The organism is Bradyrhizobium sp. UBA2491, from assembly GCF_002341725.1.
In the GTDB taxonomy this organism is placed as follows: Bacteria; Pseudomonadota; Alphaproteobacteria; order Rhizobiales; family Xanthobacteraceae; genus Bradyrhizobium.
In genome coordinates this window covers 163,566-183,935 of record NZ_DDOP01000081.1, presented here as the reverse complement: position 1 = coordinate 183,935, position 20,370 = coordinate 163,566, and the positions used below count along the sequence as shown (strand labels likewise).

17 protein-coding genes are annotated in these 20,370 nt (G+C 65.4%); 6 read left to right on the top strand and 11 right to left on the bottom strand.

The genetic code is table 11. From position 1 onward, the window contains the following. Nucleotides 1–219: 219 nt before the first annotated feature. From B2W55_RS28845 to B2W55_RS28835, 3 genes are all read right to left on the bottom strand, one after another. The gene (locus tag B2W55_RS28845) at nucleotides 220–762 is read right to left on the bottom strand and encodes an RNA polymerase sigma factor (RefSeq protein ID WP_024578841.1); all 543 of its coding nucleotides are present in this window, start codon (nucleotides 760–762) and stop codon (nucleotides 220–222) included. Nucleotides 763–968: 206 nt separating this feature from the next. Beyond that, nucleotides 969–1,697 carry an energy transducer TonB gene (locus B2W55_RS28840; protein ID WP_024578840.1) on the bottom strand — a complete coding sequence of 243 codons (729 nt, stop codon included), beginning with the start codon at nucleotides 1,695–1,697 and terminating at the stop codon, nucleotides 969–971. Continuing rightward, nucleotides 1,694–2,425 carry an STN domain-containing protein gene (locus B2W55_RS28835; protein WP_100951748.1) on the bottom strand — a complete coding sequence of 244 codons (732 nt, stop codon included), beginning with the start codon at nucleotides 2,423–2,425 and terminating at the stop codon, nucleotides 1,694–1,696. The genes B2W55_RS28840 and B2W55_RS28835 overlap by 4 nt, the downstream gene beginning before the upstream one ends. A 459-nt stretch (nucleotides 2,426–2,884) precedes the next feature. On the opposite strand from B2W55_RS28835, the gene B2W55_RS28830 reads away from it, so the two are divergent. From B2W55_RS28830 to B2W55_RS28805, 6 genes are all read left to right on the top strand, one after another. Continuing rightward, nucleotides 2,885–3,592, top strand: coding sequence for a TetR/AcrR family transcriptional regulator (locus tag B2W55_RS28830; protein WP_029878760.1), 708 nt, complete (start codon nucleotides 2,885–2,887; stop codon nucleotides 3,590–3,592). Nucleotides 3,593–3,611: 19 nt separating this feature from the next. Further along, entirely contained in the window at nucleotides 3,612–4,583 is a 972-nt protein-coding gene (locus B2W55_RS28825; RefSeq protein ID WP_024578837.1) for an ABC transporter permease, read from the top strand. Nucleotides 4,584–4,624: 41 nt separating this feature from the next. Next, entirely contained in the window at nucleotides 4,625–5,641 is a 1,017-nt protein-coding gene (locus tag B2W55_RS28820; RefSeq protein WP_024578836.1) for a sugar ABC transporter substrate-binding protein, read from the top strand. A gap of 76 nt (nucleotides 5,642–5,717) precedes the next feature. Further along, entirely contained in the window at nucleotides 5,718–7,841 is a 2,124-nt protein-coding gene (locus tag B2W55_RS28815; protein WP_029878759.1) for an ABC transporter permease, read from the top strand. After that, nucleotides 7,838–8,935, top strand: a complete 1,098-nt coding sequence (locus tag B2W55_RS28810; protein WP_024578834.1) for a hypothetical protein — start codon at nucleotides 7,838–7,840, stop codon at nucleotides 8,933–8,935. The genes B2W55_RS28815 and B2W55_RS28810 overlap by 4 nt, the downstream gene beginning before the upstream one ends. Continuing rightward, nucleotides 8,932–10,428 (top strand): sugar ABC transporter ATP-binding protein, encoded by a 1,497-nt coding sequence (locus tag B2W55_RS28805; RefSeq protein WP_024578833.1) that lies wholly within the window; start codon nucleotides 8,932–8,934, stop codon nucleotides 10,426–10,428. Before B2W55_RS28810 ends, B2W55_RS28805 begins: the two co-directional genes overlap by 4 nt. An 18-nt stretch (nucleotides 10,429–10,446) precedes the next feature. Here the strand turns inward: B2W55_RS28805 and B2W55_RS28800 are convergent, their stop codons facing one another. From B2W55_RS28800 to B2W55_RS28765, 8 genes are read right to left on the bottom strand one after another with little or no spacing between them, the layout of a single operon-like run. Further along, nucleotides 10,447–11,520 (bottom strand): acyltransferase family protein, encoded by a 1,074-nt coding sequence (locus B2W55_RS28800; RefSeq protein ID WP_024578832.1) that lies wholly within the window; start codon nucleotides 11,518–11,520, stop codon nucleotides 10,447–10,449. An 8-nt stretch (nucleotides 11,521–11,528) separates the two neighbouring features. Further along, nucleotides 11,529–12,782: a glycoside hydrolase family 5 protein gene (locus tag B2W55_RS28795; protein WP_029878757.1), complete on the bottom strand. Its 1,254-nt coding sequence runs from the start codon at nucleotides 12,780–12,782 to the stop codon at nucleotides 11,529–11,531. 19 nt (nucleotides 12,783–12,801) lie between these two features. Next, nucleotides 12,802–13,692: a hypothetical protein gene (locus tag B2W55_RS28790; RefSeq protein ID WP_024578830.1), complete on the bottom strand. Its 891-nt coding sequence runs from the start codon at nucleotides 13,690–13,692 to the stop codon at nucleotides 12,802–12,804. Further along, a complete protein-coding gene (locus tag B2W55_RS28785) occupies nucleotides 13,689–14,861 on the bottom strand; it encodes a glycosyltransferase family 4 protein (protein ID WP_024578829.1) in 1,173 nt (390 codons plus the stop codon). Before B2W55_RS28785 ends, B2W55_RS28790 begins: the two co-directional genes overlap by 4 nt. Before the next feature lie 47 nt (nucleotides 14,862–14,908). After that, a complete protein-coding gene (locus B2W55_RS28780) occupies nucleotides 14,909–16,138 on the bottom strand; it encodes a glycosyltransferase family 4 protein (protein WP_024578828.1) in 1,230 nt (409 codons plus the stop codon). After that, nucleotides 16,135–16,944 (bottom strand): polysaccharide deacetylase family protein, encoded by an 810-nt coding sequence (locus tag B2W55_RS28775; RefSeq protein ID WP_024578827.1) that lies wholly within the window; start codon nucleotides 16,942–16,944, stop codon nucleotides 16,135–16,137. The genes B2W55_RS28780 and B2W55_RS28775 overlap by 4 nt, the downstream gene beginning before the upstream one ends. After that, nucleotides 16,937–18,244: an O-antigen ligase family protein gene (locus B2W55_RS28770; RefSeq protein WP_291532642.1), complete on the bottom strand. Its 1,308-nt coding sequence runs from the start codon at nucleotides 18,242–18,244 to the stop codon at nucleotides 16,937–16,939. The genes B2W55_RS28775 and B2W55_RS28770 overlap by 8 nt, the downstream gene beginning before the upstream one ends. Before the next feature lie 14 nt (nucleotides 18,245–18,258). After that, complete coding sequence (locus tag B2W55_RS28765) at nucleotides 18,259–19,701, bottom strand: GumC family protein (protein ID WP_080890948.1); 1,443 nt, start codon at nucleotides 19,699–19,701, stop codon at nucleotides 18,259–18,261. Nucleotides 19,702–20,370: the final 669 nt, after the last annotated feature.

The following is a 20,370-nucleotide window of genomic DNA, read 5'->3' as shown; positions in this document are numbered from 1 at the left end:
GCGAACCTTTCCCGGCCCCCCAAGGTCCTCCAGAGGTGGCTCTCTATTCGATAGACGACTGGAAGCCAGCTATCCCGCAGAACGAAGATAGAAAATCGTGCAGCTTGTCACACCTGATTTGAGGTCATCGCCCGCGGCCGCCGGAAACAATCGTCCGCGGCGAAATGGACGGCCCGTTGTGATGCGCATGACGGCAGTCGCGACCGCCACGAATTTCGATCACGAACGGGGACGCGGACCGCCAAGACGACGGATCAAAGTATAGTCGAGACAATCAGCACAATGGCTCAGGGCCAGTTTCAAATCGCTTTCTACCGTTCTCACGCTGACGCCGAGACGGGCCGCGACATCCTGCGGCGATCGTCCCTCGATCGCAACACTATAAAGTACGTCGCGCGGCCGCGCCGGCAATTCGGCCAGGGCCCGCTTGAAAGCATCGATATCGGAGCGCGCCTCGACGATTCTCGCCGGGCTCGGTCCTTCGTCACTGACGTCGAGCAGTGCGTCGATTTCGGCGGTGCTAACGCGGAGATTCTGCGCTTTCTGGCGATCCTTGGCGATATTGATCGCGATACGGAATATGTAGTCGGCGGGACTGCGGATCGGCACGGTATCGGTGACACGCTCCAACCGGAGGAACGTCTCGTGCAAGGCCTCGTAGGCGAAGTCCGACGATCCCAGACGGCGGGTCAATTTCTTGACGAGGCCGTCATAATTGTCAGCAAGCTGCCCCCGCAGCCGCATTCGATTGATTTCAGCCACGTTCCGCGGCCTCCCAGACACCAGCCCGATATCCAGATTGAACTGTTCTTGAAGCTGGCCAATCTCGTAACGGCCGGGCACAACACATTTATGACGGTAACAAGTCGACACCGAACGACACGGAAGCTGATGCGTCGGGGTCACATCCAAAAACAATGAAACGGCGTCCGGAGCCGACGAAGCCGGCCCGGTAGCGCGCGACCGGATCAGGACGGATCGAACACCAGGGTGATCTGAATATTGAGCCGGTCCGGCAGCGCCGACGGGATCGACGGCAGCGGTTGCGCGCGCCGGATCGCATCAACGGCCGCCTTGTCGAGCACGACCTCTCCGGAACTGGTCTTGACCCAGACATCGAGCAGGGTGCCGTCGCGCTGCATGGAAAACAGCGTCTCGACCGCCCCGCGCAGCCGCCCGAGCCGTGCCGCACTCGGATAGCGCTGGTAGCGCGCCACATGACGAAGCAGCGCTTGCTGGTATTTCACGGTGACGCTGTTGGGCGGCGCGTCGGCAGGCGATGGCGTCGGATGGAAGCTCGGCACGGTCGGCTCCGCCGGCATCGGCTCTCGCCCCGAGGCCGCCGTCAGATTGTCCAGCGGCGGTTCAGCGTTCTCCGGCGACACCTCGGTCCTGCTGGCAAGCGCCGCGGTTTGCGGCTGCGACACGGGTGCGACCGGGATCGGCGCGGGCGACGGGCTCGGCAGCAACCGAACCTGTACGACCGAGCTCTGCTCGCGGCTGGCCGACCCGGCCGGCGGCTGCAACCGGATCCAGTAGATTCCACCGACGAACAGCAGCGTCGCGATCGCCGGCGCCAGCAGCAGGCGCAGGACCTCGCCCGAACTCCAGGCGCCTGGATCATCGGGACGAAACATCCGCGTCATCGGGCTGATGCCGCGCGCGCCGTCGGGTCCGCTAGTGTCGCTGGCGCTCATTGCAATGATTTCACCCGGATCGCGATCCGCACCGGCAGCGACGCATTGGCGGGTGTGGCCCGGCTCACGGTCAGCCCTTGCAGCGCCGCAGTCACGGCTGCATCGCGGTTCTGATCACCGGTCGGCCGGAACAACTGGGCGCGCTGGATCGTGCGCGACGCGTCGATCCACAGGTCGACGACGAGCTGATAGCTGCCACCACGCGACCCGATGTTCTTCTGAAGCGCTTTCTGAATGTCGAACTGCAGGCTTTCGCTGTAGTCGCGCAGCGCACCGGTATCGCTGCCGTCATTGGTCGCCCGCACCTGCAGCGTGCCCAGCGACAGGTCCGCGGTCGCGAGCGGGCTTGCCGGCGGACGGTCGACACGCGCACTGCGCGAGGCAAGGGTGATCGCATCCGGACGAATATACTGGACCTTCAGGTCGGACCCCTTCAGAAGCAGATTCAATGCGTCCTCGGGCGTGAGGCTCCCCTCGACCAACGTCGACGTCCGGCCGGTTGCGGAGTTGCTTTCATAAAGTACCTGAACGCCGGTTCGCTCGCCATAGGCCTGCAACGCGCTGGCCAACTGCTGGGCGGGGATGTTGAACTCGATCGGCGCAGATGCGGCAACAATCTCGCGCTGCTGCGCGGCAACCGCGCAGATGCCGCCGATCAGCAGCGCGGCACAAATCCCGAACAGATGACGCGACGTCGCGGAAGATCGCGGAGCGTCACCGCTGATCACGGCGCCAGCCCGTGCACCATATGATCCCACTGCCGTCATAACCTTGCTTCGGCCCAAAGTGACCACGGGTGAAATTCGGCCAGCATGTCTGTGCAGGTTGGCCTTCCGGCCCGCGAACCTGCGTTCTTTATATCTGGAATGTGACGGCCGTCTAACTGGCATATCGCTCGACCAGCGCGTCAGGAATTTGTGTTGTCCATTCAACACAAAAGTTCCCGAGGGCCACCGGAACGGAGTTGCGCGCGCGGGCAAGCCATATGGCTGGCGCAGAAAACGAGCGAGCGCTCTCTCAGAAAATTTGCTGATCCCCCTTTTCCGACCGCCGCTTCGTGCGCTAGGAATTGAGCAAGGGCGTAAAGCCCAGCCCGGACCGGTCAAGAAAATGAAGCGGTCCGGAAGCATAGCCAGGGAGGCAATTTGGGTCTCGCGCGCCAGCGGCCGGGGACGAATGCGTTCGCGATGGACGTGCTTTGCGCACGGATCCTCGAACGGCATCGGGATTCCATCCGGGTCCAGAAAACGCATCTCGCCGTTCCAAACCTGGCGCGCATCATCGGCGCGACGCTCACGCTGTCCAACAAGCACGGCTTTCACGCCACCACGCTGCGCCAGCTGGCGGAAGCGTCCGGCCTCAGCATGGGCGGTCTCTATACCTACTTCGACAGCAAGCCGACATTGCTGTCGATGATCCTCGGCGAGGTCGCCGAGACCGCCGCGGAGGTCCTCACCGCACCGCCCGCCGACGTCAAGCAGGATGCCCGCAAGCATCTGCACTGGATCATCGCGACCCATGTTCGCATGAGCGAGGCGATGCAGCCCTGGTTCGTGTTCTCCTTCATGGAAGCGAAATCGTTTCCGCCCGCGGAACGCCAGCGCGCCATCGAGATGGAGGTGATGACCGAGAAGATCATCGCCGACGTGCTCAAGCAGGGTGTCGCCAGCGGCGCGTTCGCGATCGATCAGGTCACGCTGACGGCCTCGCTGATCAAGCCGCTGTTGCAGGACTGGTACGTCAAGCGCGCGAAGTACCGCAGGCGCGGCACGTCGATCGAGGCCTACATCGACACTGTCGGTGCGTTCGTCGATGCGGCGGTCGCGGGCAGGACACGGCCCAGCCGCGCCGCGACCGGCTCCCGCACGAGGTCCCGGCAAACGGCGCACCCATAGCAGCAGGAAGGACGAGGCAATGAAGCGATTGCGGTTCAATCAACAGGAGATCGTCTTCGCCGTATTCGCCGCCCTCTTCCTGGCTTTCTCGATTTTCCTGCGCGGCTTTCTGACGCCGGAAAACATGTTGACGCTGCTGCAAAACGTCGCCGTGCTCGGCATCCTCGGACTTGCCATGGCGATCGTCGTGATCGGGCGCGGCATCGACATCTCGCTGATCGCAGCGCTCGCGGTGCCGCCGGGGCTCGTGCTGCAAATGGTGCAGAACGGCCACTCGCTGCCGGCCTCGCTGTTGACCGCCGTACTGCTGACGATCGCGTTCGGCCTGGTCAATGGCTGGCTGATCGCCTATGCCGAGGTCCCTTCGCTGTTCGCGACGCTGGCGACCGGCCTGCTGCTCGCCGGCCTCGGGCAGGCCGCGCTGTTTCAGCTCGACGTCGTGCAGTGGAGCGACGGAATGAAGGGCTTCGAGCGGCTCGGACAGGGCACCATCCTCGGCATCCCGACCTCGATCGTGATGTTCGTGATCGCCTGCGTGGTGGTGGCCTTCCTGCTGCGCCAGACGCGCTGGGGCGCCTATATCTATGCGATCGGCGACAATCCCTACGCGGCCCGCGTCACCGGCATCCCTTCGCGCCCGATCATCGTGCTGCAATATGTCGTCGCGGCGCTGATCGGCTGCTTCGCGGGCCTGGTGATGGCGGCCTCCGTCAACTCGATGCCGACCCGCATCTTCAATTCGACCCTGATCTACGACGTCATCCTGGTCGTCGTGCTCGGCGGCATCGGCCTGTCCGGCGGCCGCGGCGGCGTGCTCAACGTCATCATCGGCACGCTGCTGATCGGCACCATGCTCAACGGCATGACCATCATGGACATCTCCTACGCCGGCCAGAACCTCGTCAAGGGCGTCGTCCTGCTGCTCGCCGTCATCACGGATTCATTCCTGAATCCGCGCAACGAAGAAACCGCACAGCAGGGCGACATCTGAACCAAGCCACGGAAACCTCAATCACGAGCAAGGAGGAAGCAATGAGACACGCTGTCAGGACTGCAAAGGTGATCGCCGCGGCACTCGGGCTCGCGGCCATCGCCGCACCCGCCATCGCCCAGCAAGGCCTGGACGAGCCGTTCCAGAAGCCGTTCAAGGAGGCCCTCGCCGGCAAGACGGTGGCCTACGTTCCGGTGGCGATGAACTTCGACCTCACCGAAGGCTGGTACGCCGGCTTGAAGAAGGAGCTCGAACCGTTCGGCGTGAAGTTCGAAATCCGCGATCCGAACTGGAACACCAATGCCGGCGCGCAGGCGGTGACCTCGCTGATCTCGGAGAAGCCGGCCGTGATGGTGATCCACAATCCGGACGTGCAGACCTACGCCAAGCTGCTGCAACGCGCCGAGAACGAAGGCATCTACGTGATCCAGATCAACATGGGCTCGGCCTACCGCTCTTCGGCCTTCGTCGGCGCCAACTGGATCGAGATCGGCGAGAAGGACACCGAGGCCGTGGTCAAGGCGTGCCAGGGCAAGTCGAACAAGATCGCCATCGTGCAAGGCGCGCTCTCGGCGGCCGCCAGCGCCTACACGCTGAAGGGCGTCGAGAACGTGCTCGCCAAGCATCCGGAGATCAAGGTGGTGTCGAGCCAGGCCGCCGACTGGGATGCCGCAAAGGCCAAGGCGATCACCCAGACCGTGCTGAAGCAGAATCCCGATCTTTGCGGCATCGTCGGCTTCTGGGACGGCATGGACATCGGCACCGCGGCCGCGGTGAAGGAAGCCGGCCTGACCGGCAAGGTGTTCGTCGCGACTTCCGGCGGCGGCGAACGCAAGGGCGCCTGCGAACTCGTCAAGTCCGGCGCCTTCGACCTCAACCTGAGCTACGACGTGCCGACCCAGGCCGCGCAGATGGCCGGCACGATCAAATGGCTGCTGTCGTCGGGCGCCAAGGCCGGCTCGGTCAAGGGATCGGAATACACGACCCTGATTCCGATCACCAAGGAGAATGCGGACAGCCAGACCGCGTGCTGGAATCTCAGCGACCTGAAGAAATAGTCCGGCCATTCCCGCTCGACGTCCCCGGCCCACTCGCCCGGGACGTCGATCTCCCGAAATCGAACAGCTTGCTGGAATGCCGATGCGCGACACCTTGACGAGCCTGCGTTACCGCTACTGGCCGGATCATCTCCTCGGCGAGATCCTGTCCAAGCGATGGACCGAGACCGCAATTCCGGTGATCCTGCTCCTGATCGTCGGCTTCGCGCTGAGCCGCTCCATCGACCACTTCCTGTCGCCGTCGAGCCTCGCCGACACCGCGCGGCAGGCCGGCGAGATCGGCTTCATCGGGCTCGGCATGGCGCTGGTGGTCATCGTCGGCGGCATCGATCTGTCGGTCGGCTCGATCTTCGCGCTGACCGATTTCTGCGCGCTCTATCTGCTCGACGTGCTGAACTGGCCGGTGCCCGCGGTGGTGGTCGCCACCCTCGCCTGCGGCGCGCTGCTCGGCGCCGTCAACGGCATCCTGATCGGATATCTGCGGCTCCGTGCCTTCATCACCACGCTGATCACGTTGATCATCTACCGTTCGGCGTTCGATCTCTTGATCCAGCGCTACTCCAATTCGATCGCAGCCGCCTTTCCCGACATCCCGTCCTGGAATTTCATCGGTGGCGGCGACGTGTTCGGCATTCCGAGCGTCGCGCTGGTCTATATCGCGATCGCGATCTTCGGTCACATCTTCATGACCCGGCTGCGCCCGGGCTGGCACATCACGGCGATCGGCGGCTCGCGCCGCTCGGCCTACAATTCCGGCATTCCGGTCCGCCGCACCATCGCGCTCTGCTACGTCGCAAGCGGCGTGCTGACCAGCATCGCGGCGCTGTTCTTCGCGGCGCGGCTCGGCACCGTCGGCGGCGACATCGGCGTCGGCCTCGAGGTGATCGTGCTGACCGCGACCGTGCTCGGCGGCATCACGCTCGGCGGCGGCAAGGGCTCGGTCGCCAAATCGCTGGTCGGCGTGCTGATCGTGCTGCTGATCACCAACGGCCTGACCACGCTCAATGCGCGCGGCGGCATCAACCGCATGGCGCTCGCCGGCATCCTGCTGGTCGCCGCGATGGTCGATATCCGCTGGCAGAAGAACCGCACCCGCATCATCAGCAAGGTCTATGTCGCGCCGACCTATCACGCGCTGCCGCCGCCCCCGCCGACCGAGATCGGCCAGGGCGGCCCGTTCGAGCAGAACGACAAGCTGCGCGATGTCGAACTGATCGGGCTCGGCCGCATCGAGGCGCCGGAGGACGTGATCCTCGATCGCCACGACAATCTCTATGCCGGCTCGCGCCACGGCGACATCATGCGCTTCCTCGCGCCGGATTATCAGCGGATGGAGGTATTCGCCCATATCGGCGGCCAGCCGCTCGGCATGGCGTTCGACCGCCAGGACAATCTCTATGTCTGCATCGGCGGCATGGGCCTCTACCGCATCAAGCCCGACGGCACCGTGGAGAAGGCGACCGACGAGACCAACCGCAGCATGCATTCGGTCAACGACGACAGCCGCCTGCGGCTGGCCGACGACCTCGACATCACCGATGACGGCCTGATCTTCTTCTCCGAAGCAACCGTCCGCTACGAGATGGACGAATGGCCGATCGACGGCCTCGAGGCCCGCGGCAACGGCCGCATCATCTGCTACGACACCAAGACCGGCGCGACGCACACGGCGCTGCGCGGCCTCAAATTCCCCAACGGCATCTGCGTCGCCAGCGACGGCCAGTCGATCCTGTTCGCCGAAACCTTCGGCTGCTCGATCAAGCGGCTGTGGTTCGCCGGGCCGAAGAAAGGCCAGGTCGAGGTGGTGATGGACAATCTGCCGGGCTATCCCGACAACATCAATCTCGCCTCCGACGGCAATTACTGGCTGGCGCTGGTCGGCATGCGCAGCCCCTCGCTCGACCTCGCCTGGAAGATGCCGGGCTTCCGCCGCCGCATGGCCAAGCGCGTTCCGGTCGATGAATGGCTGTTCCCGAACATCAACACCGGCTGTGTGGTCAAGTTCAACGAGCAGGGCAAGATCCTCGAATCGTTCTGGGACCTGCGCGGCGAGAACCATCCGATGATCACCTCGATGCGCGAGCATCGCGGCTATCTCTATCTCGGCGGCATCATGAACAACCGGATCGGCCGCTACAAGCTGACGAATGCCGACCCGAACTTCGTGCAGTATGACAAGCGCTGGGGGAAGCTGTCGTGATCGCGGCCGTCAGGGAATTCGCCAACCGCTTCCTCGGCCGTGGCGAGGCCACCATCACCGTGCCGTCGTTCGATGGCGCGCTCAAGCCGAACCAGAAGCTGGAGGCCGCAACCACCTTGCTGGAAGGCGAGGCGCTTGAGGACCTCGCGACCGACGGCCGCAATCTCTACGTCGCCGACGGCCACCGCCTGCTGCGGCTCGACGGCAGTGCCGCGACCGAGCTGCGCAGCTTCGAGCAGCCGATCTCGGCGCTCTGTACACTCGCCGACGGCGGCATCGCGGTCGCGCTCGGCGGCCGGGAAGTGCGCCTCTATGCCGATCCAACGTCGCGTGAGCCGAACGTGACGTTCAGCGATACTGCCTTCAATGCGATCAATGCGCTGACGCTGGCAGATGACGGGACGTTGATCGCGACCGACGGCTCGTCGACCTGCGGCGTCGACGACTGGGCGCGCGACCTGATGGAGCTGAACCGCAACGGCCGCGTGTTCCGGCTCGATCCCAGGACCAGATCGGTCAAGCCACTGGCGTCAAGACTTGGTTACGCTTTCGGCGCCTGCGCGCGTGGCGATGGCGTGCTGGTCAGCGAGAGCTGGCGGCATCGTCTCGTGCTCGTCGCGGATGGCAGGCCGCCGCAGATCGTGCTCGGTCACCTGCCGGTCTATCCGTCGCGGCTGTCAAGGGCAGTGGGCGGCGGCTACTGGCTCACCGCATTCACCGCTCGCACCCAGCTGGTCGAGTTCGTGCTGCGCGAGCCGGCCTACCGGCGCCGCATGATGGCCGAGATCGACCCGGCCTATTGGGTGGCGCCGCGGCTGCGCTCGGGCTTCTCGTTCAAGGAGCCGATGCAGGGCGCGCACATCAAGACGATGGGCGTCATCAAGCCATGGGCGCCGCCGCGTTCCTACGGCCTCGTGATCCGGCTCGGAGAAGACGGCAAGCCGCTCTATTCGCTGCACAGCCGGGTCGACGGCATCAATCACGGCGTCGTCGCGGCGCTCGAGCTGGGCGGTGACCTCGTGCTGATCGCCAAGGGACCGGGCCGCGTGCTGAAACTGCCCCTTGCCGGGCTTGCCGAGGAGACAGGCTCATGAGCGACACCATGCTGTCCCTGCGCAAGGCGACCAAGCTCTATGCCGGCGTGCCCGCGATCGAGGGTGTCGACTTCGATCTCCGCCGCGGCGAGATCCACGCGCTGGTCGGCGAGAACGGCGCCGGCAAGTCGACGCTGACCAAGGTGATGGCCGGCGTCGTGACCTTGACCTCGGGCAGCATGACGGTCGACGGCTCCGACGTCGCGCCACGCACGCCGCTCGAGGCACGCAATCTCGGCATCGCGATGGTGTTCCAGGAGAACAGCCTGGTGCCGACCATGACGGTGGCGCAAAACCTGTTTCTCGGGCAGGAGAAATTCTACAACCGGCTGCGCGGCATCTACATCGCCGCCCAGCAATTCCTGCAATCGCTCAATTTCGACGTGACGCCGACCGCGACCGTGAGCGGGCTCGGCGCCGCCAAGAAGCAGATGGTGGAGATCGCCCGCGCAGTCCTGCACAAGGCCAAGGTCATCATCTTCGATGAGCCGACGGCATCGCTGACGCCGGAGGAGAAGAAGTATTTCTTCGACCTGGTCCGCGACCTGAAGAAGCGCGGCGTCTCGATCATCTTCATCTCGCACGCGCTGGAGGAAGCCCTGCTGCTCGCCGACCGCATCACGGTGCTGCGCGACGGCAAGCACGTCGTCACCGACGACGCCGCGAAGTTCGACCGCGCGGCGATCGTCCAGGCGATGGTCGGCCGCGACCTCTCCAACACGCTGTACGGCGCGCGGAAGGCCAGCGTCCGGCCGGCCGGTGCGCGTGTGCTCACGGTGCAGAACCTCAAGATGGCACCGATGGTGAAGAACAATTCGCTGTCGGTGTTCGCCGGCCAGATCACCGGCGTGTTCGGCCTGGTCGGCGCGGGCCGCACCGAAACCTTCAAGATCGTATCCGGCGTGTTGAAGCGCGATTTCTTCCACGGCGGCGAGATCCTGCTGCACGACAAGCCGGTGCGCTACCGGGTGCCGGCGCCGGCGGTCAAGGCCGGCATCGCCTATGTCACCGAGGATCGCAAGGTCGAGGGCTTCTTCGAGACCGCCTCGATCGCCCGCAACATCTATCTCGGCCTGCTCTCCAAGTTTCCCGCGGGACGGATGCTGCTGTCGCGGCGCGAGACCAACACGGTCGGCAAGACCTGGACCCAGCGGCTCAAGGTCCGTGCGATCGGCGACGAGGCCAAGGTGGTCGAGCTGTCAGGCGGCAACCAGCAGAAGGTGGTGATCGCCAAATCGCTGGTGCAGGAACCCGAGCTGATCATCTTCGACGAGCCGACCCGCGGCGTCGACGTCGGCGCCATCGTCGAGATCCACGAGCTGATCAACCAGCTCGCCGATGAGGGCAAGGCGGTGGTGGTGATATCATCCTATCTGCCCGAGATCATGGCGCTCTCCGACCGCATTCTGGTGTCGCGCCAGGGCAAGGTGGTCGAGGAATTCTCCGCGGTCGAGGCCACCGAGGAGAAGATCATGTACGCGGCGATTCACTGAGGGCGCGACTGGCCGGCGTCATGGCCGACTGGCGACGCCATGCCGCAGCACGATCGCGCGCCCGAACATGATCATCGGGCGCTCGACCAGCCGGTAGACCAGCCAGGACACCAGCAGGACGAGGCCGGTGCAGATCAGCATGGTGGCGATATCGCTGATCTGTCCGGTCAGTGGCAGGAAGCGGTAGACCGTGACGTTCACCGGCCAGTGGAACAGGTACATCGAATAGCTGATCAGCCCGATCTGCGACAGCAGCGGCGAACGAGGCCGATCGAACCTGACGGCCGCCATGAAGATCACGAAAGCCAGCGCATAGGCCGTAACGACGGGCAACAGCCCTTCCATGATGAAATTGTCGCCGCGCGCCAGCGAGAAGGCCGCCACCGACGGCACCGCGGCAACCTGTGCAAGCACCAGCGCCAGCGCCGCCGTGCGCGCACCGGGCACCCGCTCGACAAGCCACAGGCGCAACAGCAGACCCAGGAACAGGAATGAGAGGTGCATGCCGAGATACTGCACCGGGACGTTGGCAATCCCATGCGTCCGCAACTGGACCGGCAACGCCGTTGCGACCACGAGCGCCAGGCTCAGGATCGACAGCACGCCGACCTGGCGGAGCTTGCCGACCGAGAACAGCAGCGCGATCAGGATGTAGAACACCAGCTCGATGAACAGCGTCCAGTAGATCGGCGACAGCCAGGGCTGGCCGAACAGCGTCGGCGCCATCGTCATGTTCGCAAGCACCGTCACCGCGCGCGGCGGCTCGCCAGCAAGACAAGCCATGGTCGCGAGCACCGCGAGCGCGAGCCACAGAGCGGGATAGAGCCGGAATATTCGCGAAACGGCGAATTGAAACAGCGGCCGTTCGCCGCCGATGCTGAACGGCACGACGAAGCCGCTGATCAGAAAGAACAGCGCCACGCCGAACCGGCCAAGACTCACATTCTGAACCAGCATCTCGCCAGCCGCATTCATCGGCCCGGCGGCAAGCGGGGTCTGCCGAAGCAGATCACCGAACATATGCTCGACCATGACGCCAAGCGCCGCGATCGCTCGCAACCCGTCGATATTGCCGTAGCGACGCGGTGTCATGTCTGGCCTCATGGCGATGTCAGGCCGAGCGCGCCGCGGGTCGCGGCATCGAAGCCGGGGCCGGTTTCGTTCTCCGCCAATGCGAATCCGCCTGTCGCGACATAAGTCCAGCAGGACCAGGCGAAACCGTAAGCCTCCGCGAGCTCACGCATGTCACGCAGCCAGCTCGCGCGCGCGGTCGCGCCTGCGACGCTGTCCTGGAAGGGCGTCCTGTGCACGCCGAACTCGCCGAGCAGGATCGCCTGCGCCGGCAGGTTCTGCGCCGTGCGCCACGCCGCCACCTGCTGAAACGTCCGCTCCAGCGTCGATCGGTTGAAGCCGGAGCTGACATAGCTCGCGAGCGTCTGCCTGGCCTGCCGTGCCTGATCCAGCTCCGTGCCGGTGAGGCCGAGCGCCGCGATGCGCTGGTCGGTCGCCTGCGCCATCGCGTCGACCGATGCGGGCGCCGGATAGACGATCCCATCCAGCGCATAGGCCGGACTGCCGCGCACGCCCTGATGGGTGAACTGCCACGGCGAATAGTCGTGATAGGTGTAGATCAGGCGCCTGTCGCCGGCAAACGGATGCATCTTGATCTGCGCCAGCGCGCCGGCAGCGTTCACAAGGCCGCCGCCCAGCACGAGCGGCAGCGTCGCCGAACCGCGGCGCGCGGCTGCGTAGGCGGCTTCGAGCATCGGTTGCCATGCGGCCGCTGATATCTCCGGCTCGTTCATCAACTCGAGCGCGATCCTCGGCGGCGCCGCCTTGCGCCGCTCGGCGGCAACCTGGTCGAGGCGGCCTGCGAGACGGGTCAGCAACGCGAGCACGGCCTGGAATTTCGGCGTGTTCACGCCGGCGGTGAGTTCCGCAGGCCGGTAGGCCGGGCTCATGGCACTCGGGTGCAGGTCGACGATCACGCCAAGATCGGCGGCGAGCAGGTCGCGGACGGTGGTGATGACGAGATCATCCAGCCGGTCGCGGCTCGCCCCATCGAATGCCAGGAACGGACCGACGTCGAGGACGAGACGCACGAAGTCGAATCCTGCATCGTGGATCGCCCGACGTTGGTCCGCGCCGAACCGAAACCGCGGCGCGGAGAACGCCGGATCCACATAGGAGCCATCCTCGCGCACCTCGGCCCATCCGAACGCATGCGAGACGCCGATCCCGCGACGGAAACCGGGAAGCTCGCCGGCCGGATCGGCAATAGCCGGGAGCGCGGCAAATGGTGCGAGCATCGCGACACCGGCGATGCTGCGGAGGATGGAACGGCGACTGGTCACGATGTACCTCCGATCGCGCTCAGCCGCCGATCCCGCCGGGATGGCGCGCCGTCAACGCACCATCGAGCACGATCATGTCTTCCTGGCCGGCAAATGGGGCAGCGAGACCGGCGAGCGAGAGGCCGCGCAGCGCGGGCTCGATGGTTCGCGACGGCACGAACCGGACATCGCTCCACGCCTGTGCCTCGAAGGCCGCGATGTAATCGGCGGGCCGCAGCCGGTTCGGCTGGCCAGGAAAGCGGAACAGCCGGTAGATCGGCTCCGGATAGCGATAAATGTTGTTGGGGTCGTGCTCGCGAATCCAGCGCGAATGCGTTTGCAGGTCGATGATGTGGATCGCCTCGCAGCCCGGCCGGGCCACCTGCGTCAAGCCGGCGACGGTATCGGGGACGCTGTCGTAATGCTCGAACGCCGCACAACTCACGATCAGGTCGAAGGTTCGTCCGCCGGCGAGGCGGGGAATGTCGAAATCCCGGCCGACCACGTAGCTGAACTCGCGGGCGCCGGACGCCGATGAGAGGGCATGGGCGCGCTGCCGGTCCGCCTTGGTGCCATGGGAGAAGCGATCGAGCAGCAGCTCGTAGAACACGGGGTCCTCGTCGCCGGCGAGGTTGAACACGTCGATGGCGTGATAGGACCGCGCCCCCATGGCAAGGAACAACGCACCGTTGCCGCGCGACGCGCCAGGACTGAGCTCGAGCACATCGCGGCCCCGCAGATCGAATCCCGGCGGCATGAAACGACGGAACGAGCCGAAGATGTCGAGCAGATAGGCGATCTGGCCTTCGACGTCGAACTTCGACACGGTGTTCGGCGTGGCGTAGCCGCGCAGCTTGTCCTTGCTCCAGGCGAGGCCGAGGAAGCCGATGCCCAGCACGGTCATCTCCAGCTTGCGAAGGGCCAGCGTCATTGCCCGCCTCCGAACCCGAGATGGTTCTTGAGGTCGGTGCCGCCGCGATGCGCCCGTCCCGGTTTGCGCGCTGCCAGCGCACTCTCATAGACTTCGATGGTGCGGTCGACGATCGGGTCCCAGCCGAAGCAATCGAGCGCCCGCGCGGCTCGCTCGCTTCGATCCGGCAGGTTGCCCGATGGGGCGAGCTTCAGCCTGATCGCTCCCGCGAGCGCATCGACGTCACCCAGCGGAAAGTAGCTCTCCGGCCCGAGGTCGAGCGCGAGATTGGCGTCAATGTCGCTCGCCAGGCAGGGCACCCCGTGGCTCAGCGCCTCGAGCAGCACCATCGGCATGCCCTCATGGCTGGATGGGAGAACGAACAACGCCGCGTGCCGATAGAGCTGGGCGAGGCTCTCGCCGGACTGGAAGCCGGTCATCACCACGCCCGGCGTCGCCGCTGCCGCCTTCTCGACCGCGCGCAGGTAATTGCCGTTGTGATCGGCCGTGCCGACGATGATCAGCTTCCGGGTAGGGTCACCCAGGCGCGCGAAGGCATCGATCAGATCGAGCTGCCGTTTTTCCTCGACGATTCTGCCGACGCTCAGGATGTAGCGGTACGGCTTCACGTCGATATAGTCGAGATAGGAGGTGCCGAGCTTCGGAGTGCTGCTCTCCACGCCGTTCGGAATGAAGCTTGCTGGGACGCCGTGCCTGGCGCGGACCGAGTCGACGATGCCCTTCGCCACGCCGATACGCGCATGGGCGAACTTCATTCCCATCCATTCACCGGCGCGCAGGACCGACTTCGCCATCCATCCCCATTTCTGGCGTTCGTAGTCGAAGCCGTGATGCGTCACCACCACGCGAAGGCCGAGCAGGCGGGCCAGCGGCGTGAGCAGCGCCGGACCGATCGCATGGATATGGACCAGGTCCGGATTGCGGCGAGCGGCGGCGAACAGGCCGAGCGTGGTGTGCAGCAACGCTTCGACGTGCTTTGAACGCGGCGTCCAGATCGGCGTCACCGCGACGCCTTTCCAGACGTACGGCTCCGGTGATGGCAGGTACGGCCGGCGTCCGAGCACCTCGACCTGCCAGCCGCGCTGCGCGATGCGCACGGCGAGCGCGGCGACATGGGTCTCGACGCCGCCCTGTATCTCGGGGATGCCGCGCAGACCGAGGAAGATCACTTTCCTCGGAGGCCGGTTTGCTCCGCCGGCTGGTATCAATGTGTACATCAGTGCACCACCGTCTCGTAGAGTGCCGTCATGCGATCGCGGTATTTCTCGGGAGTGAATTCGCGCAACACCCAGTCGCGGCCCGCGGCGCCGAGCCTGTTCCGTGCCGTGCGGGGCAGCTTCGCCATGCTGGCCAGCGCCTCGGCCAGCATGCCGACATTGCCTGGTTCGACCAGGGCGCCGGTCTTGTTGTGAACGATCAGCTCCGGAATGCCGCCGATCCGTGTGCCGATCACCGGGCGGCCGAGCGCGTAAGCCTCGAGCACGCTGATCGGCGCGTTCTCGTACCATTCGGAGGCGAGCACCAGCGCCCGCGATTCTCCGATCACCTGTTTCAGCTCCGGCTTGTCCAGATGACCCGCGAAGACGACCTGGGCGTCGAGCTCGAACGCCAACCGGCGCAAGGCTTCCTCTTCGGGGCCGCTGCCGACCAGCACCAGGCGCTGACGCGCAAGCGCCGCGGCTCGCACCAGCGTGGCGAGCCCCTTCTCCGGCGCAAGCCGTCCCGCGTAGACGAAGTAATTCCCCTCGTGGCACCAGGGCGTGAACTGCTCGGCATCGACGAAATTCGGGATGTATGCGATGCGGCTCGCGTCCCAGCCCCACTGCACCAGCTTGTCGCGGTAGAAGCGGCTCGGCGCGATCAGGCAGTCGAGCGTGTCGCGGTAGAGGCCGAAGCTGCGATGGACCAGGGTCTCGAGGAAGACCAGCCCGCTCACCATGGCGGAGTCCTTGACGCAGCGCCGCAGCAGGACATTGTGGATTCGTCCACCGCGGCAGCGCTCGCAGACTTCGCCCTGGCTCAGCATCTTGTAGGCGGGACAGGCGAGCTTCAGATCATGCGCCGTCATCACCACCGGCACGCCTTCGGCCTTGAGCACATCGAAGATCGAGGGCGAGATGTGATGGTAGACGTTGTGGGCATGCGCCACCGATGGCTGCACACGGCCGACCAGGGCGAGGATCTTGCGGCGCGCCTCCAGCGAGAAGATGATCTTGGCTGCTTGCTTGGCTTTCGTGATCGGTCCGCTGGACCGGCCATATTCGATCTCGGAGACGAAGTAATCGGACCACGGGCTCGGCAGATTGTCGGGATGCTCCATCGCGAACGGCACTACTTCCCAGCCGGCCGACGCGAACAGATCGATCTGGTCGAGGAACACGCTCTCGGCGCCGCCGCGCCGGTAGAAGTAGTTGTTGATGGCCAAAAGCCGCCGTTCGCTCGTCATTGCCCAGCCTCCCGGAATCCCATGCGGTCGAGCGCAGCATCGACGGTCAACACGCAGCAGCCGCGCTCCACCGCATGCGCCACCAGCCGTTCGAACGCCGCGGGACTAGCCCCATAGGGCGTAGGCGTCGGCGAGATGTCGTGAGTGAAGAGGATCAGCCAGCCCGGATCCGCGATCAGCGCGTCGATCCAGCGGGTCAATCCCGCCACCAGCGTCTCGGGCTGGCGGATCTCGACTGCCTTGAGAAAGGTCGGATCGGTCGGCCCGCGGTTGATGGCTTCGCCGCCCGCGCGGCAGGTCCGGTACGAATCGGCCAGCATCGCCCGCTTGCCGAGGCTGCCGCTGTTGTAGGGATAGGCGAAATTACGCCGGCCGCGGCGCGGATCGACCGCATCGAGATAGCGCGCGTTGTCCGCGAGATCAGCGGCGAGGCGCGCGCGATCGAGATGCCTGATGTCGCGATGGCCGTAAGTGTGGCAGCCGATCTCGTGACCGCGCGCGACGAGCTCCCTACAGCCCGCAGCATCGATCAGGGTGCGATCCGGCTCGACTTGGCCCTCGAGGCCGCCCGAGATGTAGAACGTGCCGCGCACGCCGCACGCCTCCAGGATTGCCGCACCGACACGGAGCGCGGAGTCCGGCACATCGTCGAACGTGAAGGAGACGATCGGTTCGCGGGTCGGGACCTCGATGAGCTGCCAGGGCGCCGCCCGGAGCAACCTGTTGGTCAGACGACCGGCGAACCGGTCGATCGTGTGCGGCAGGCGCGATGCCGTCTCGGGCAGGAACGATGTGGGGCTACGCATGGGCCGTCTCCCCGACAGGCATCACCGCTTCACCGTCGCGGATCTCATGCGCACTCGCCTGCAAGCGAAGCCCGAAGATCGAAACGATCAACATGAACCAGACCAGACTGCCGGACTGGAAGTACAGGCTCTCGACGCAGGCCGAGAACACGCCGTACAGCCAGATCCGGGTGAACAGGCGGGTCAGCGCGGGGTCATTGCCGCGCGTCTCCGCGCGCGACACGTCGCGCAGCGGCAGCCAGACGAGCAACACGAGGGTGAGGATGAGACCCGGTATGCCGGTCGTGATCGCGGCATCGAGATAGGCATTGTGCGCGTTGAAGGCAGCGACCGCCCAGCTCGCTCCGCCCCCGGCCTTGTAGACCATCTCGTCGGTCTGCCAGAACAGCTGGAAGCCATATCCGGTGAACGGGCGGTCCGCGACGGCGGCGGCGCCGACCCGCCAGATGTCGATGCGGTTGGTGAAGGTCGGATCGATCCCGAGGCTTGCGACCAGCTCGCGCATCGTCGGCGAGACCGAGCAACCGATCGTGACGACGTTGAAGGCCGCGATCCCCAGGAAGACCATCGGGATGCGGATCGCCCGCCACCGCTCGAATATCCAGGCGATCACCAGAATGCCCGGCAGCGCCGCGGTCGACGACTTGCCGCCGGTATGGGCCAGGAACACGACCGCCAGCAGCGTGATCGCTCCGCCGACGATGCGGCGGCCGGTGCCGTACAAATAGAGCCCGGCGAAGCTGATCAGCACCATCGCCGCGGCCGCGACGTTCTTGTGTGCGAAGTGACCGCGCCATAGCCCGGCGTTCATCGGTTCGCGGATCTCGCTCGCCTGGTGGATCGCAAGCTGCGGCCACAGCGCAACGCCGAGATAGGCGAGCGCCAGCGTACCGAGGCAGCACATCGCCAGCATGCCGGCGAACTGCCGCTCAGAACGCGGCAGCAGCAGGAAGATGCCGGCATTGACGATCGTCAGCGACGCCAGCACGACGCGCTTCAGCGCGATGTCCGGATGCATCGAAATGGCCGAGACCAGCGCGAACCACAGCACCGTCACGATCAGCAGGCCGCGGGGACGCACGACGAGATGACGTGCCGGCGAGCTGAGCGCGGTCAACCACAGGCTTGCGGTCAATCCGAGGAAGACGATCTGATTGATCGTGCTCGACTTGTCGGCGGCGGGATCACCCGCATTGGCTGCCGACAGGTCGATGAACGGCGTCAGCGTGATCAGGTAGAACAGCAGCGTCGCCATGAACAGCGGCGGTCCGAGCACACTGATCGCTCCAGCTTCGCGCATGTCTCCCGACGCCATCATGTCGCCCTGCTCCCGGCGAGACGGAGTGCCGCGAGATAGCCGAGGCCGGCGAGTGCGGCCGCGCACAGCAGCAGTCCCAGCGCCGCACCCGCCGCAGCCGCGATGATCGGACGGGGCGGCCAGGTCCGGCGGAACGGCGCGACCGCGGGCGAGATGACCCGCACGTCGGTGGCGTCGATCTGCTGCCGTTCGGCGGCCTCGCCGGAGCGGGTCAGGAAGGTCTGGTAAAGCGCGGTCTTGGCGCTTGCCTCGCGCTCCAGCTCGCGCAGCTTCACCTGGGCCTGATCGTCGACCGACACGTTGCCGCGCAAGGTGCGCGTTTCCTCGTTCAGCGTGTCGAGCGCCACCTTGGCCTGATCGACCTCGAAGCGGGCGGCACGGCGCAGCCGCTCGGTCTCGGACTTGATCGCCTTGTTGAGGGCATCGGCCTCGGCCATCGCGTTCAGCATCGCGGGATGGCGCGGCCCCAGGGTCTGGGTGAGGGTCGCGATCTGCCTGCGCAGCGCCGCCTCGTCGGCGAGCAATCCCGACAGGGTCTGCGACTGCACCGCGCCGGCCTGCACGCCGTAGAGCGACACGGCGCGCGAGACCTCATTGTAGCGGGCCTCCGCCTCGGCGAGGCGTGCCTTGGCATCGGTCAGCTTGCCGTTCATCCGCTCCATGGCGTCGGTGCTCAGCGGCTGCTTGGACGGCCCTTGCTGCAAGCCATGGGCTCGCCGGAATGCTTCGGTGCGGTCGTCGGCCTCGGTCGCCGCGGCCTTGAGCTCGCCGAGCCGCGCTGTCAGCCCCTGCGCCACGCGACCGGCCCGCTCCGCGTCGGCACGAACCACCTCCTCGCGGAACGTCGTGGCGATGGAGTTCGCGAGCTTCGCCGCCATCGCCGGCTCGCTCGCCCAGACCGACAACGTCACGACATAGGATCGCTCCTGTCGCACCACGTTGATCCGCTTGGCGAGCAGGCCGATCAGATCGTTGCGCCGGGCGGCGTCGGAGACGTTGCGATCGAACAGCCAGCTGAGGTCGAACAGACGCATCTTGTCGGCAAATTCGGGATCGTTTGCGAGGCCGAGCTTGTCGATCACGCGGAGCAGGACATTTCCGGACGTGATCGAGCGCATCTTGCTCTCGACATCCAGGATCTGGCTGTCGCTCTGGATATTGGTCGCGTAGAGATCGTTCGGGGTGACTTGCAGATTGGACGGCGAGATCGTGAGATCGGTGATCGCGGTGAACCGGGGCGTCACGAGTTGCGTCGCACCGACGCCGGCAATCGCACCGGCGAGAGCCGCGACCAGGATCCATCGCCAGCCATGAAGCAGCCAACCGGCGACCTGCATCGCGTTGATCGCGACGCCCTGCGCAGACGTGATCCCGCCGGCCATTCGATAGGGAATGGTATCGCTGCGCTGCGGCCTGCTGTTGTCAGTTGCTGTGTACATGTCGGTTGGTTTCAAAGGGGAGGACACCGGCGAGCCTGGAGTCGTCAGGCCCGGTTGCAGCCGCGCGGGCCGCCGCGGAAGTCTCCGGCGGCATTGCACGCATTCCTTGGCATGATCGGATCGACGGCCAAGCCGTTGGGCTTGTTGCTGCGCAAACTCACGGGGATCGGGGCCGAAGGCTGCATGACATCCTCGATTTCATGTCCGCCGGACGATCAACGACCCGGCGCGGCCCACTATCCTCCTCCCGAAAACCCAAACAACTTTAAGTGGCTTTTAGCGTTAGGTGTTAGCGTTAACCTTACTATCGAAAATCCGAATGAGTGCATCTATGGTTATATCTCCATCAGGACTGATGCCTGACGCCGTATTGATGTGAAGCCAAGATCAATCTTGAATTGAATCCGGAATCGACGACGTCGATCGTCCTCATGCGATGCACGCGCGCCCGATCCGGACGACGAACTCGAGATCGATGGCCGAGCGCGACCGGTCGAACGATCTCAATTCGACGCGCACATGAATCTGTGCGCCGCGATCGGCACACCACACGTGACCGCGCAACTGTCGCGCCACTTCGCCGACGATGGCTCATGTCACCGACGCGCATCGCGTCGACGTTAACGTCAATTTCGAACGGCGTTCCGCGCGCGATATCAAGTGCGCGCC